13 protein-coding genes and 1 tRNA gene are annotated in these 14317 nt (G+C 65.8%); 4 read left to right on the forward strand and 10 right to left on the reverse strand.

What is annotated here, in order from left to right; translation table 11 throughout:
• The coding region (locus VF662_RS00530; RefSeq protein WP_464136408.1) for a beta strand repeat-containing protein at positions 1 to 2363 on the reverse strand (2363 nt) is incomplete at its 3' end.
• A 240-nt stretch (positions 2364 to 2603) separates the two neighbouring features.
• On the opposite strand from VF662_RS00530, the gene VF662_RS00535 reads away from it, so the two are divergent.
• Positions 2604 to 3344, forward strand: a complete 741-nt coding sequence (locus tag VF662_RS00535) for a hypothetical protein (RefSeq protein ID WP_464136410.1) — start codon at positions 2604 to 2606, stop codon at positions 3342 to 3344.
• Positions 3345 to 3362: 18 nt separating this feature from the next.
• On the opposite strand, the gene VF662_RS00540 is transcribed toward VF662_RS00535, so the two are convergent.
• Positions 3363 to 3452 (reverse strand) — tRNA-Ser (locus tag VF662_RS00540).
• Between the two features lie 155 nt (positions 3453 to 3607).
• On the opposite strand from VF662_RS00540, the gene VF662_RS00545 reads away from it, so the two are divergent.
• On the forward strand, positions 3608 to 4315 hold the full coding sequence (locus tag VF662_RS00545; protein ID WP_464136411.1) for a DUF1134 domain-containing protein: 708 nt from the start codon (positions 3608 to 3610) through the stop codon (positions 4313 to 4315).
• Between the two features lie 4 nt (positions 4316 to 4319).
• Here VF662_RS00545 and VF662_RS00550 read toward each other — a convergent pair whose 3' ends face one another.
• Positions 4320 to 5624 carry a M20/M25/M40 family metallo-hydrolase gene (locus tag VF662_RS00550; RefSeq protein ID WP_464136415.1) on the reverse strand — a complete coding sequence of 435 codons (1305 nt, stop codon included), beginning with the start codon at positions 5622 to 5624 and terminating at the stop codon, positions 4320 to 4322.
• A gap of 107 nt (positions 5625 to 5731) precedes the next feature.
• On the opposite strand from VF662_RS00550, the gene VF662_RS00555 reads away from it, so the two are divergent.
• Positions 5732 to 5947, forward strand: coding sequence for a hypothetical protein (locus VF662_RS00555; protein ID WP_464136418.1), 216 nt, complete (start codon positions 5732 to 5734; stop codon positions 5945 to 5947).
• Positions 5948 to 6090: 143 nt separating this feature from the next.
• Here VF662_RS00555 and VF662_RS00560 read toward each other — a convergent pair whose 3' ends face one another.
• The 7 genes from VF662_RS00560 to VF662_RS00590 form a co-directional block, all read right to left on the reverse strand.
• Entirely contained in the window at positions 6091 to 7587 is a 1497-nt protein-coding gene (locus VF662_RS00560) for a S41 family peptidase (protein ID WP_464136420.1), read from the reverse strand.
• A 71-nt stretch (positions 7588 to 7658) separates the two neighbouring features.
• Positions 7659 to 8960 carry an ATP-dependent protease ATPase subunit HslU gene (gene hslU, locus VF662_RS00565; protein WP_464136436.1) on the reverse strand — a complete coding sequence of 434 codons (1302 nt, stop codon included), beginning with the start codon at positions 8958 to 8960 and terminating at the stop codon, positions 7659 to 7661.
• A gap of 38 nt (positions 8961 to 8998) precedes the next feature.
• Positions 8999 to 9541 carry an ATP-dependent protease subunit HslV gene (gene hslV / locus VF662_RS00570; RefSeq protein WP_464136421.1) on the reverse strand — a complete coding sequence of 181 codons (543 nt, stop codon included), beginning with the start codon at positions 9539 to 9541 and terminating at the stop codon, positions 8999 to 9001.
• A gap of 74 nt (positions 9542 to 9615) precedes the next feature.
• A complete protein-coding gene (locus VF662_RS00575) occupies positions 9616 to 10509 on the reverse strand; it encodes a LysR substrate-binding domain-containing protein (RefSeq protein ID WP_464136424.1) in 894 nt (297 codons plus the stop codon).
• Between the two features lie 173 nt (positions 10510 to 10682).
• Positions 10683 to 11369 (reverse strand): DUF2306 domain-containing protein, encoded by a 687-nt coding sequence (locus VF662_RS00580; protein ID WP_464136425.1) that lies wholly within the window; start codon positions 11367 to 11369, stop codon positions 10683 to 10685.
• A complete protein-coding gene (locus VF662_RS00585) occupies positions 11366 to 11623 on the reverse strand; it encodes a helix-turn-helix domain-containing protein (protein WP_464136428.1) in 258 nt (85 codons plus the stop codon). Before VF662_RS00585 ends, VF662_RS00580 begins: the two co-directional genes overlap by 4 nt.
• Before the next feature lies 1 nt (position 11624).
• Entirely contained in the window at positions 11625 to 12143 is a 519-nt protein-coding gene (locus VF662_RS00590; protein ID WP_464136431.1) for a hypothetical protein, read from the reverse strand.
• A gap of 167 nt (positions 12144 to 12310) precedes the next feature.
• Here VF662_RS00590 and VF662_RS00595 point away from each other — a divergent pair.
• Positions 12311 to 14317: CDC48 family AAA ATPase (locus VF662_RS00595; protein ID WP_464136434.1), on the forward strand; the 2007-nt coding region annotated here is incomplete at its 3' end.

The following is a 14317-nucleotide window of genomic DNA, read 5'->3' on the forward strand; positions in this document are numbered from 1 at the left end:
AGGATGCCGGCCGTGTTGTTCGTGCCGCTCTGCTCGATCCGTGCAACCTGGCCCTTGCCGCGCTGCTCGGCATAGGCACGCTGGCCGGTGCCGCTCTGGAAGATGTCGATCTCCGGAGAGCGGGCGCCGCCCGTGAACGCACCCGGCGAGGCCGCCGCATTGCCGGTGCCGCTTGCAACCGAGCCCGCCGCCGACTGGCCGACGTTCGCGGTCTGGATCGCGGTCGCCTGGTTGTTCGTGCCCTGCTGGCCGATCTGGATCACGTTCGCCACACCCGACTGGCCGCCGGTGGTGCCGTTGGTCGGACCGTTGAAGGTGTTGCCGCCGGCATTGCCGGAAGCCGCACCAGTGCCGACCTGGGTGACCGTCGCATTGAGGTCCGTACCGTCCTGACGCACCCGGAGCGCGTTGTTCGACCCGCCCTGGTTGCGGACGTTCAGCGTCAGACGCTCCGTGCCCGAGCCGGAAGCCGGCATGTTGCTGAGCGTGGTCGCCTGATTGGCGCCGGTGCCGGAGAAGGTCGCCGACCCCCCGGTGCCCTGCTGGGCATCGACATTGTTGCCCGATCCGCCGCTCTGGAACACCGTCGCCGAACCCGCACGCGTGTTCTGCGACAGGCTGATCGCATTGTTGGAGCCGTACTGGACGATCGTCACAGTGTTGGACTGACGAGCGAAGTTGTTGATCGGGTTGCCCTGAGGATCGAACCCGCCGCCGGCAACCGACGTGTCGCCCGCATCCTGCTGTGAGAGACCGATCGAGCTGCTCACGTCCTGGCCCAGGCGGCCCTGCGTGATGTCAGCGAGGTTATCGCCAACCTGACTGACGCTCGCGAACATCAGGCGACCGGCCTGGAACACCTGCGCCCGGGCGCGGGCAATGCCGCCGTTAGAATAGGTGCGACCCGAGTCGCCATTGTCGCTCTGGCCGAGGAATACGGTCCCAAACTGGCCTTGCTGATAGACTACCGCGTACAGGCCGCGCGAACCTGGAAAGTACCCCGTCTCGCTGGTGCTGCTGAACGTCGTCACGCCACCCGTCGGAGCCGAATAGTTGGCGCTTGCGAACTGGCCAACCGACGCAAAGTTGCCGATGCCTTGCCCGGTCTGGCCGCGGCCAGCCTGGGTCACCACAATGCCGACACTGCCGTTGCCGAGCTGCTGGACCGTCGACGAGTTGCCGGTGGAGCGATTGAGGGTGGCATTAGTGCCCGCCACGCCGGACGCCAGGGTCACTTCGGAGAAGTTGTTACGGCCATTCTGGAAGATCGTGCTGTTGAGCTGGTCCCCGCGGCCGAGGAAGGCACGCGCCACGTTGTTCGACAACACCGCCGGGGACTGATTCGTATTCTGTTGGGTGATCGTGCTGGTGTTCTGCGTGTTGGCGGCGGTGGTGCCGAAGCCGGAGGCGTTGTTGCCGCCCGTCATCACGACAACCGCGCTGTTGCCGCTGCTCCGCTGCTCGATCCGCGAAACGTTGGAGCTGGCATTGCTCCGGTCGAACGGCTGGGAGTTGGGAGTGGGGAGGCCGAAGCCCGTACCGGTGCTGTTCTCGCTGTCCTGGCGGACATTGGCGACGTTGTTCGAGATCCGGACGCCCGGTGTTTGGGTGACCTGGCGAACGACGGAATAGCCGGCAGCCCCGTTCTGGACCACGGTGACGCTGCCATTGTCGGAGAAGGTGGTCTCCTCGTTGAATTCGTTCGGCTGGTTCTGATACTGGGCGAACTCATTGGTGCCCATGACGACGAAGTTGGTCTGCGAGACGCCGTTCTGCAGGACCGTGACGCTGTTGCCGTTGCCGATCGTCTCAACGCTGCTGAACGTCTGCGCCTGGGTCGCGGAGTCCTGGCTGCTGTTCTGGGTCACGGTAACGATGTTGCCGCTGCCCGCGAGGCTCGCGCCCGTCGTCGAATTCGGGTCCATCCGGCCGCCGTCCGAGTAGATCTGCGACAAGTTGTAGTTGCCGTTCTGACGGACCGTGGCGCTGTTCAGATAGCCGAACTGGATCAGTTCGGACGAGTTGTCGCTCGCGCGCTGGGTCGAGGTGCCCTGGAACAGGAAGCCGGCATTGTCATTGCCGTAGTCCTGCTGGATCCTGGCGTCGTTCCGATCGCCGATCTGGGTGATCGTGCCGCTGTTCCGGGTCGAAGTCGGATCGTTGGCGCCCTGCGTCACCTGGGCGAAGTCGTTGTCTCCAACCTGGATGATGCGGCAGAAGTTGCCGTTCGTGTTGCTGTTGCTGCAGAAGCCGACGCTGCCGCTTCCGGAGGTGGTGATCTGGTTATTGTTGTTCTGCGCATGCGCGGTGCCGGCGGCCAATGCCAGCGTCGAGATGCCGATCAGAAGATGACGAGAAACCATGCTTGTTGCTCCCTTTAGCTCTTTTTTTCTCACGCTCTCAGTCGGCCCGGCGCACAGGCATACGAACGCCGGCATGGTTCGGCCGGAATCGCTTAAAATGACGTTTATCTTCTGTTTGTGAATTCGTCCAGTCGCGGTTGCTTGGCGCCCACTCCCGAACCGGACCTCGCCGTCCGCGATTTTCTCTGACGATCTGAAAGAGCTTCGGAATGCAGCGATCCCGTCCTAATGGTGGCGGCGATGAAGCTGTTCGTTTCCGTCCCCACCCACAGCGAAACCATGGCCGCGGAGACGGTCCACACGATCATTGCCGCACAGAGCATCGCCTGCAGGCGGGGCTGGCGCTTCTACTTCCACCATTTCGCAGCCGCCGTGATCGGCGAGGTCCGGAACGTCATTGCCGCGACCTTCCTCGAGAGCGGCGCCGACGTGCTGCTGATGATCGATGCGGATCAGGCCGCAAGCGCCGCCACGATCGAGGGGATGCTCGATTTCGGCAAGCCGTTCGTCGGCTGCATCTGCGCAAGGCGGCAATTCTACTGGTCGCAGGCGGACCTCGCCAAGGCCTCGAGCGTCGAAGCGCTGCGCTACCAGGCGCTTCGGTTCGTCGGCTATCTGGAGGAAGACGAGCACGGGCGGGCCGAGATCGTCAACGGCTTCGGGAAGGCCACGTTCGTAGGAGCCGGGTTGCTGGTCCTCCACCGCTCCGTCTTCGGGCGGATGATGGAGCATTATCCGGAGCTCGAAGGCAAGGGCTTCGACCTCTCCTTCCACCCCTCGCTCTCGACCAACTGGGGCTTCTTCAACCCGATCGACCGCGGCGACGGCATGTTCCTCTCGGAAGACCTCTCCTTCTCCCGCCGGTGGCGCGGGATGGGCGGCGAGATATGGGCGGATGTCGCCAGCGACGTCAGCCACATCGGGCGCAACGACTATCGCGGCAATTACCTCGATTATCTGAAGGCGCACCAGCCGGGCTGAGACGCCAAGCGGCTTATCTGGCGGAGACGGAGGGATTCGAACCCTCGATACGGTTACCCGTATGACGCTTTAGCAAAGCGTTGGTTTCAGCCACTCACCCACGTCTCCGAGCGCCGAACCGCGCCTATAGCGGCGGCTTTGCCCGGGTTCAACCGACGTGAAGGACTCATTTCGGCGCGAGCCGGACTCGGGTCGTCGCCCGTTCATTGCCGCGAAAGGAGGAAAGGATTTACCTCCTCCCGTTCGATTTCGGGGGATTTGTAATGCGTATACCCACGCTGCTGAAGATTCTGGCCGCCGCCGGCCTCGCCGCCGCCCAACCCGCCGCAGCGCAGGTGCAGACGGTCGATCCCAACCAGGCTGTGGAGCAAGCCCCTCCGGCCGGCACGCCGCAAGAGGCCGCCCCCGCGCCCGAGTTGCAAACGGCGCCGCAAACCGAGGCCGCAGCCCCCGCCAACGCGTCCAAGCGCGCCAGCGACGCGACCGAGCGCACGCTCTCCAAGCAGAAGGTCCTGGCCGCCGCCGAATCCACCTTCGGCAAGGGCGCGGAGGGCCTCGCCGACATGATCGAGGACCTGCTCCGCGATCAGGGTGAGCCAAGCGCCTACATCACCGGCCGGGAGGCGGGCGGTGCGTTCGTGCTCGGCGTGCGCTACGGCTCGGGCACCATCCACCACGGGATCGAGGGCGACCGGCCGATCTACTGGACCGGCCCGTCGCTCGGCTTCGACTTCGGCGCCGATGCCAACAAGGTGTTCGTTTTGGTCTACAACCTCCACGACAGCCAGCGCATCTTCCGCCGCTATGCCGCCGCGGAGGGAAATGCCTATGTCGTCGGCGGCTTCACCGCGAGCTACATGCGGCGCGGCGACGTGGTGCTGATCCCGGTGCGGCTCGGCGTCGGCGCACGCCTTGGCGTCAACGCGGGCTACATGAACTTCAGCCAGAAGAGCCGCTTGCTGCCCTTCTGAGCGGCTAGCGCTTCTCGCGGCTGAGCCGCGTCATCAGGATCGCGGCGCGCTTGGCCTGACGGTCGATGCTCGGCAGATCGACCGTCTCGCCGGGCGCGTGCGCTCCGTCCCCCGCGGCGCCGAGGCCCACCAGGCCGTCCGTGCCCTCCGCTACAAAGCCGATGTCGCCGGCGCCGCGCTTCAGCGGATCGAGCAGCGGCATCTCGGCAAGGCCAAGGTCGCGGTTGACGATGTTCAGCCGGTCGAGCAGCGCGCGGTTCCCGGCGGTGGGCGCCATCGAGGGATAGCCGCCCTCGTCGAACACGATCTCGGCGCTGGTGGTCGGCAGGTGCCGGGCGACGATCTCCTTCATCTTCGCCATCACCCGGCGCTGCTGGTCCGGCGAAAGCGTCCGCAGGTCGCCGCGGGCGATCGCGATCTCGGGGATGATGTTGGTCTTGCCGGTGACGGTGGCGCGGATCTTCGCTTCGTCGAGCTCAGCGGTGGTGCCGCCCGCCAGAAGCCCGACGCTGAAGGTGAGGTTCTGCTCGGGAAGCTCGGTGCGGAAGGCGGTGATGATCCGGGACAATTCGTAGATCGCGCCGTTGCCGCCGGAGCCGAAGATGCCGCTCGAATGGCCGCCCTTCGCCTTCGCCCTCACCTCCCAGGTGTCGGAGCTGCGGCGGGCGATCGAGCCCATGTCGCGGCCGTTCTCCTGCGCCAGCCCCTCGAAGTCGAGCGCAACGTCGGCGCGCTTGCCCGCCTCGACGAGGTCCCGCCGCGCAACCTCGATGGGGAGGCCGTTATCCTCCTCGTCGCCGGTCAGGACGATCTCGATGTCGGCGTCCTTCAGAGTCCCCGCCGCCTGCATCGCGCGGAGGGCGGCGACCATCACCACCATTCCGCCCTTGTCGTCGCCGACGCCCGGCCCCTCCGCCTTGTCGCCCTTGCGCACGAAGCGCTGGAAGGGGGAATCCGGCTCGAACACCGTATCGAGGTGTCCGATCAGAAGCATCCGCTTACCGCGGCCGTTCCCCTTGTGAACGGCGACGATATGCCCCGCCCGCCCAGTCTCGCGCATGTCCGACCAGCGCACATCGAAGCCGAGCGGCTCCAGCTCGGCACGCATCATCTTTCCCACCGCCTCGACGCCTGCGAGGTTCAGCGAGCCGCTATTCTGGTTCACCAGCCGCTCAAGGAGCGCGATCGAGCGCCCGCTCTCGCGCTCCACCGCCTGGATCATCTTCTTCTCGGGCGCGCTCAATCGTGCATCGGCGGTCGCGGGGAAGGCGGCGGCAGCGGTGAGCAATGCGAACAGAAGCGGCTTCATCTCTCTCTCCAGTGACCCGCGGATGAGGTTAGCCGCCGCTGGGGCGAGATCAAGCTCAGAACCGGAGCGCCGCTGCCGCGTTATGGCGGCTCAACAGGAGAGCCAAGATGAGCAACAAGCACCCCCGCCCCGACGAGCAGCCGGTCAAGCTCCAGGACGATCTCGAGCGGAACCCCGGCATCGGCAGCTCGAAGGGCCTGTTCGCCCGCACCAGCAGCGAGGACGCCGACCTCATCGAGGGCGACAACACGTTCGAGGGCGACACCGACAACGACGCGGGCCTCGCCGGCGGCGTGAACCCGAACCTCGGGCGGGATCACTGACCATCTGTCGGATCTGGCAGGGCTGGACCACGTTTTAAAAGGCCGATGCTCACCAGGAGATCGGCTAGCGCTCCCCTGTTTCCGGCACGTGCAGCGTATTATGTGCTGGGTCGCGGGCCGCAGCCGGACGTCAGCCGCCCGCTTTAGCGGCGCGCGGCGAGGTCTTTTTCGATGCGGTCGAGGAACGTGTTCGTCGACCAATCAAGATCGTTGACCGGAATGGCCGGAGTATAGACCTGCCCGGAAGCGCGCGGGCGGCCGACCCAGATCTTGTTCGGGATCGATATCTTCCCCCTCCCCGACGGCAGGTTCATTGCCCGAACCTCCATATAGGTAGTGTCGCCCGAGGTGGGGGCGCCGATCAGCCTCACGTTGGGAAAACGCGTGAAGAGATCCAGTGCGTCGAGACAAGCGCTGGCGCAGCGGCCGGCCGTGATCACATAAACCGGAGTCCCGAAATCCGACGTGGCGGATCCTTGGCTTGCCCGAGCGGCTTCCGCTTCTTCATCTGGCTTTACGAAGAAGGCTTCGCCCCGGCCGAGCGCCGCGCGCATGGCCTCGGCGGTGCGGCGCGTGCTCTCGGCTCCCTCGATCTGGCCGTTGCCGCGCATCTGCGCCTCCATCTCGGCCATGTAAGCGACATTGCCTTCGCTCGTGCGCCACCAGATGGAGACGTTGCGAAAATAGTCGCCGATCCGGCGGTTGACGGCCGTCTCGCCCCAGAGGATCTTGCCGGCATCGGCGCTCCAGTAGGAGGAGCCGCCGTTATTATGCCGGAGGTCGATAACAACAGCACGGGCACGGGCGAGATCGGCACGTTTCGCACGAAGGGTGTCGTACAGCGCGCGGTAGGCCTCGACGCCGGCGGCGTCTGGATTGAAGGACGGCATGCCGATCAGGAACAGGCCCGGACGCGGCTCCGTGAGACCGATCGGGGTGCGCTCGCCATCGGTTGCTGCGGCCAGCCGATCGTCGAAGTCGGTCGGAGCCGGAGACCATTGCAACGGGACCTCGCGCTCGGACTTGCCGATCCGGAAGCGGCAGCTGACCGGACGAGTGGCCTGGAATGACGACGACGAGTAGAAGGCCCGTGGAGCCCAGAACCACCAGCCGCCCGCCTCCTCGGGACGAAGGCGCCGGTTCTGGAGCCGGTGTATGACGAAGTCGCGGGCCTTCCGGTTGTCGCAGCTGACGATGCGCGACCCTTCAGAAGCGGGAAAGCCGCTGGCCGCGTAATGAACCAGCAGTTTGTCGGCCCGCCAGGCGGCGACGAAGCCCGGCCATTCGCGCGTCTCAGCCGTGCCGGAGGGCGCCGGGATGGCGTACGCCTGCGCGTGACCATCGCTCAGGACCGACGAGAAGGCTCCCAGCGCTTCCGTATAGCCTTCACGATCCCTCGCCCTGTCCGCAAAGGCGAGGCCGCGATCCCGCGCCCGGGCGAGCTGCGCCCGAAAGCCCGGGTTCCGCGGGTCGTACATGCCAGGATGATTAGCGACGTAAATTTCGTAGGCAGCCAGGACGTCGGAGCGGGCGACAGAGCGCCAGTCCACCTCCTGCTGCGGAGCCGGCTGCGGCACCTGCTGCGCAGTGGATGCGCTTGGCGCAACGGCGGCGGCGACCGCAAACAAAAAGGCTTTCACGTCTTCGACTCCCACCCAGGTGTATTACCTGAGTAACATGCCTGAAGCGGGAGCCGGATCAAGTGCTTTCGTTAGAGCACGTACTTCGAAAGATCCGTGTTCCGCGCCACCTCGGCGAGCTGCTGGTCGACATAGGCTGCGTCGACGACGATCCGGTGGCCGCGGCGGTCTTCGGCTTCGAAGCTCACATCCTCGAGCAGCTTTTCCATCACCGTCTGCAGGCGCCGGGCGCCGATATTCTCCACCTGGCCATTCACCTCGGCCGCGATCCGGGCGATCGCCCGGATGCCGTCGTCGGTGAACTCCACCTCGACGCCCTCGGTGCCGATCAGCGCCCGATATTGTTCGGTGAGGCTCGCCTGCGTGTCCTTGAGGATGCGGACGAAATCCTCCTCGGTGAGCGCCTTCAGCTCCACCCGGATCGGAAGGCGCCCCTGAAGCTCGGGCAGCAGGTCCGAAGGCTTGGCGACATGGAAGGCACCGGAGGCGATGAAAAGGATGTGGTCCGTCTTCATCGGCCCGTATTTGGTGGCGACGGTGGTGCCCTCGATCAGCGGCAGCAGGTCGCGCTGCACGCCCTCGCGGCTCACCGAGCCGCCACGCACGTCCGAAACCGCGATCTTGTCGATTTCGTCTAGGAAGACGATGCCGTTCGCTTCCGCGTCGGCCAGAGCGGCGCGGTTCACGTCCTCATTGTCGAGGCGCTTGTCCGCCTCCTCCTCGACCAGCTTCGGCCAGGCATCGGCGACCTTCAGCCGGCGCCGCTTCTTCGGCTGCTGCCCCATCGCCTTCGACATCATGTCGGAAAGGTTGATCATCCCGACTTGCCCGCCCATGCCCGGGATCTCGAACGGCGTCTGCGGCGCGTCGTTCACCTCGATCTCGATCTCGCTGGCGGCAAGGTGCCCGTCGTGGAAGCGGCGGCGGAAGCTTTCGCGGGTCGCCTCGCTCGCGCCCTTGCCGGTGAGCGCGTCGAGCAGCCGCTCCATCGCGGCCTCCTCGGCCGCTTCCTTGACGGCGACCCGCCGCCGCTCCTTTTCCAGCCGGATCGCTTCCTCGACGAGGTCGCGCGCGATCTGCTCGACGTCGCGGCCGACATAGCCCACCTCGGTGAACTTGGTCGCCTCGACCTTCACGAACGGAGCGTCGGCAAGCTTGGCCAGCCGCCGGCTGATCTCGGTCTTGCCGCAGCCGGTGGGGCCGATCATCAGGATGTTCTTCGGGGTCACCTCTTCGCGAAGGTCGTCGCCCAGCTGCTGCCGGCGCCACCGGTTGCGGAGCGCAACCGCGACGGCGCGCTTGGCGTCGCGCTGGCCGATGATGTGCGCGTCGAGCGCCGCTACCACCGCCTTAGGGGTGAGCTTGTCGTTCATGTTGCCGGCGGCCGGCGCCACGCCCTGAAAGGGGTAATTCATTTTGCGTTCTCGATCTTTTCGACGGTCAGGTTTTCGTTGGTGTAGACGCAGACTTCGGCGGCGATCTTCATCGCCTTGCGCGCAATCGTCTCGGCGTCCTGCTCATAGTCGTCCAGCGCCCGTGCGGCGGCGAGCGCAAAATTGCCGCCCGATCCGATCGCCGCCACCCCGTCCTGCGGCTCCAGCACGTCGCCATTGCCGGTGAGGATCAGGGTAACGTCCTTGTCGGCGACGATCATCATCGCTTCCAGGTTCCTCAGATACTTGTCCGTCCGCCAATCCTTGGCGAGCTCGACCGCCGAGCGCATCAACTGCCCATGATGCTGCTCGAGCTTGCGCTCCAGCCGCTCGAACAGCGTGAAGGCGTCCGCAGTCGCGCCCGCAAAGCCGCCGATCACGCTTCCGTCGCCAAGCCGGCGAACCTTCCGCGCATTGGGCTTGATGACCGTATGGCCGAGCGAGACCTGCCCGTCCCCAGCCACAACCGCTTGTCCATTCTTCCGTACAGCCAGGATCGTCGTCCCGTGCCAGCTTTCCATGATGTCTCCCGCTCTCTGCTTGGAGATAATGTGGGAAGGCCGCGCCGGGGCTGCAACAATGGGGGCCGAGCCAGCTAGGCCGCCTCGCGCTGCTCCAGATGCTCGAACAGCCAGTCGTGGAAGATCCTGACCGGCCGGCGGGTCAGCGACGCGCGGCGGCAGGCGAACCAGTAGCTGTAGGGGCTCTCGACCTTGTGGTCGAACAGCCGGACGAGCCGGCGATCGTTCGAGCCCGAGAGATGGCTCTCGAGCATGAAGGCGACTCCGAGCCCTTCCGCGGCGGCATCGAGGATCAGCTGCCCGGAATCGAAATGGTCGATCGCCGCCGGCTGCAGGTCCGGCAATCCGATCGCTTCGCGCCAGTAGGTGAAGGTCTCAGGCATGTCGCGGTGGAGGAAGATCGTAGCGCCGGCGAGCTGCGCCGGATCGGTGATCGCCCGCGGCCCCTCCTGCACATCGCGCGATCCGATCGCGATCACGCAATTATTGTCGATGCGGCGCGAGTAGAGGTTCGGATCCACTTCGGTGGTGATGGCGATCGCAGCGTCGAGGCCGTCATCCAGCCGCGCGAGGCGGTTGGCGCCGGTGTCCAGATCGATGTGGAGATCCGGGTGGAGCGCCCGGAGCGAGGGAAGGTTCGGCACAAGCCGCTGGGCGGCGAACAGCGAGGGCACTGCAAGCCGCAGCCGCATCATCTCGCCGTCGCCGGTGGCCCGCTCCATCGCCAGCGACAATCCGTCGATCGACGGCGCGATCTCGGCCAGCAGCCGCTCGCCGTCGGGGTTCAGGGTGACGCCCTGGTGGCGCCGCTCGAACAAAGGATGGCCGACATAACGCTCCAGCGCCTGGATGCGCCGGGTAAGCGCCGGCGAGGACAGGGCAAGCGTTTCGGCGGCCGCCTTGACGGAGCCGAGCCGCGCCACATGCACGAATGCCTCGATGGCGGTAAGAGGGGGAAGCCTTCGCATGTTGAGCTCGTCCTTCCCTCTACATTGTGCGCTGCAGCGACAGCGCAAGGGTCCTGCTGCCGCGGATTAGCGCATGATCGCGAATGCAGTAATTGCACTCGTACCATATTCCTTCGCATTTGCACAATGGCAGCCGGAGGCGGATAACGAGCCTGCCTTTCAGGCATCCTCTCCTAAAACTTCCAGGGTCGGTCCTCCGGGACCGGCCCTTTTTTTCGTTCTCCAGGATACCACTTTGCCCACCGCAGCCGCACCAGCCAGAAAGCCAGCACTGCCAGCGGAGCAAAAGCCGGCACGAACAGGATGGGGGATCGCCGAAGCATATTCGGCATGACGTCCTGCTGTCCGAGGAAGAAAGACCCGGTGGCGATGAAGAAGGCGAAGCACATTCGCCAGAGGTGACGGGATATCCGCTGCACCGGCGTCAATCTCGTTCTTAGGATCGCATTTAGATCGAGCAGGCCCGCAAGCAGGCAGATGCCTGCGAAAACGAACAAGGGTGCAGGACCGACCGGGGTAGATGCCCCGTTCGCAGCGAACCAGATGATGGCCGCGGCTCCACCCAGGGCGACCAGGCACGCGGCAATTTCGAACCTGCCGGTGACTCCGTCGCGGCGGCGGGCAGCAACCCAGGAGGTCACGACGAAATAGCCAGTGAGCAGTCCGCCGAAGCCCATTGCGCTCCCCTCGCCCAGCAGCGCCAGGACCAGGGCCGTCACGCCCAGCACGAGCATTGCCGCGAAGAACCAATTCCCTGCGCGGCCGTGCACGGCGCCGCCCTTGCGTGCCGCGATGGCAGCCGCGCCCGAGACGAGTGCTATACTCCCTCCCGCAATATGCGCCGCCAGCACCACGTTCATGCTCGCGCCCTCCGAGTGCCGCGCTGCGCCGGCGGCTCGGCATCCGCCTGCTCCGGCAGGAATTCGAGAATGTCGCCGGGCTGGCACGATAAGGCGACGCAGATCGCGTCCAGCGTCGAAAAGCGGATTGCGCGAGCCTTGCCCGTCTTCAGGATCGACAGGTTGACGATGGTGATCCCCACCCGGTCGGCCAGGTCCGTAAGCGTCATCCGGCGCGCGTGGAGGAGGTCATCGAGCTTGACGGCGATCGCCATGTCAGACGGTCCCTTCCAGATCGTCCCGCATCGACGCGCCTTCGCTGAAGACGCGCGCCAGGATGAAGGTGAGGAGCACGGCGAGCCAGCCGCTGACCGAGAAGCCGGCATTGAGATGAAGCGGGTGGGTGGGCGTCGAGACCGACTTCGCTATGGCGCCGATCACGAGGCTGAGGAGCTGCAACGCGAGCAACGCCCGGGCGATCGTCTGCAGGCGGTCGGCGTTCGCGGCAATGAACGGGTCTCCCGCGCGAACCGTTTCCACCATCGCAACGAGGCGGGTGAGGATCGCATGGTTCAGCGGAACGGTGACGAGGCCGACGATCGCGATCGTGCGCAAGCCCATGATCAGCCGGTCCGCCTCGGCTGACGGGGAAAGCTTCAGAGCGCTCATGATCCATCGCTCGGTGGGCATGAAGGCAAGCAGCACGACCACGGCGACTCCGACCAGCAGCCAGTTCAGGACGATGAGGATCCGCAAAGTGACGGATGCGATCGGCAGGGCGGAGGCATGAGGCATCGACATTGCTCCCATTTATGTATCGATATTCGATAACTACTTTATCGATATTCGTCAATACTGGGCTTCCGGGGCTCTCTTTTTCGACTGGCGGGAACCCAGTGGGGCGCCAAGGCCGTTACTCAATCGCATTTCGAAAAGCGGCGTGACGACGAGGAGAGCGGCCGATGGCCGATGAGGAAAAGGCACCGAAGCGGCTTCAGGTCGCCAACATGCGGCCCGACGACAGCGGCCGCGGCATTGCCCGCCTGCCGCGCGCGATGATGGCCCAGCTCGGCATTGCCGAAGGCGACGTGATCGAGCTGATCGGCAAGCGCTCGACGCCCGCCCGCGCGGTCTCCTCCTACGCCGAGGACGAAGGGCTCGACATCATCCGCCTGGACGGGCTCCAGCGCGCTAATGCCGAGATCGGCTCCGGCGACTTCGTGACGGTGCGGAAGGCGGATTCGAAGCCGGCGCAGCGCGTGGTGTTCGCGCCCGCGCAGAAGAACCTGCGGCTCCAGGGTTCGGCGAGTGCCCTGAAGCGCAGCTTCGGGATGAAGCCGGTCACCGCGGGGGACACCGTCGCCACAACGGGGCAGCAGCGCGTACAGAGCGGAGAGATCCCGCCCGAGCTCCGCCAGATGTTCAGCGCCCCCGCTTATGCGCTTCAGGAGGTACGGCTGATCGTCGTCTCGACGGTGCCGAAGGGCATCGTCCACATCGATGCCAATACGGAAGTGGAGCTCCGTCCAGAGTTTACCGAAACCAAGGAAACCCGCCGCGCCGACGTCACCTATGACGATATTGGCGGGATCGGCGGGACGATCGATCAGCTTCGCGAGATGGTCGAGCTTCCGCTTCGTTATCCCGAGATATTCGAGCGGCTCGGCGTCGATCCGCCCAAGGGCGTGCTGCTGCACGGCCCGCCCGGCACCGGCAAGACGAGGCTGGCGCGCGCCGTCGCCAACGAAAGCGACGCAAGCTTCTTCCACATCGCCGGCCCCGAGATCATGGGCTCGGCCTATGGCGAGAGCGAGAAGAGGCTGCGCGAGCTGTTCGAGCAGGCTGCCGAGGCCTCGCCGTCCATCATCTTCATCGACGAGATCGATTCGATCGCTCCGAAGCGCGGCCAGGTCTCCGGCGAGGCGGAAAAGAGGATTGTGGCACAGCTCCTGACCCTGCTCGACGGGCTCGAGCGGCGGCAGAACCTCGTCGTGATCGCGGCCACCAACCGCCCCGAAGCGATCGACGAGGCGCTCCGCCGCCCCGGCCGCTTTGATCGGGAGATCGTCGTCGGCGTCCCCGACGAGGCCGGCCGGCGCGAGATCCTCGGCATCCACACCCGCGGCATGCCGCTCGACGGCGGCGTCGATTTGAACCTCCTTGCCCGCCGCACCTACGGCTTCGTCGGCGCCGATCTTGCCGCGCTGACGCGGGAAGCGGCGATCGAGGCCGTGCGCCGCATAATGCCGCTCATCAATCTCGAAGACGGCACCATCCCTCCGGAGGTCCTCGACACGCTCTCCGTGAAGGGCAGCGATTTCGAGGAAGCGCTGAAACGCGTCCAGCCCTCCGCGATGCGCGAAGTGATGGTGCAGGCGCCGAACGTGCGCTGGGAGGATATCGGCGGCGTCGACGAGGCGCGCGAGCGGCTTCGCGAGGGCGTCGAGCTTCCGCTGCGCGATCCGGCGGCGTTCCGGCGGCTCGGCATCCGGCCGGCCAAGGGCTTCCTGCTTTATGGCCCGCCGGGCACCGGCAAGACCCTGCTCGCCAAGGCGACCGCACGCGAGGCGGAGGCCAATTTCATCGCCACCAAATCTTCCGATCTCCTCTCCAAATGGTATGGCGAGAGCGAGCAGCAAATCGCCCGCCTGTTCGCCCGCGCCCGCCAGGTCGCGCCGACGGTGATCTTCATCGACGAGCTCGACAGCCTCGTCCCGGCGCGGGGCGGCGGCCTCGGCGAGCCGCAAGTGACCGAGCGCGTCGTCAACACCATCCTCGCCGAGATGGACGGGCTGGAGGACCTCGGCTCGGTCGTGGTGATCGGAGCGACCAACCGGCCTAACCTCATCGACCCGGCGCTGCTCCGTCCCGGCCGCTTCGACGAGCTCATCTACGTGTCGGTTCCGAACGAGGAGGGGCGACGCAAGATCCTCTCGATCCACACCGCCAAGATGCCGCTCGCCGAAGAC

Source organism: Allosphingosinicella sp. (genome assembly GCF_036387215.1).
Lineage (GTDB): Bacteria > Pseudomonadota > Alphaproteobacteria > Sphingomonadales > Sphingomonadaceae > Allosphingosinicella.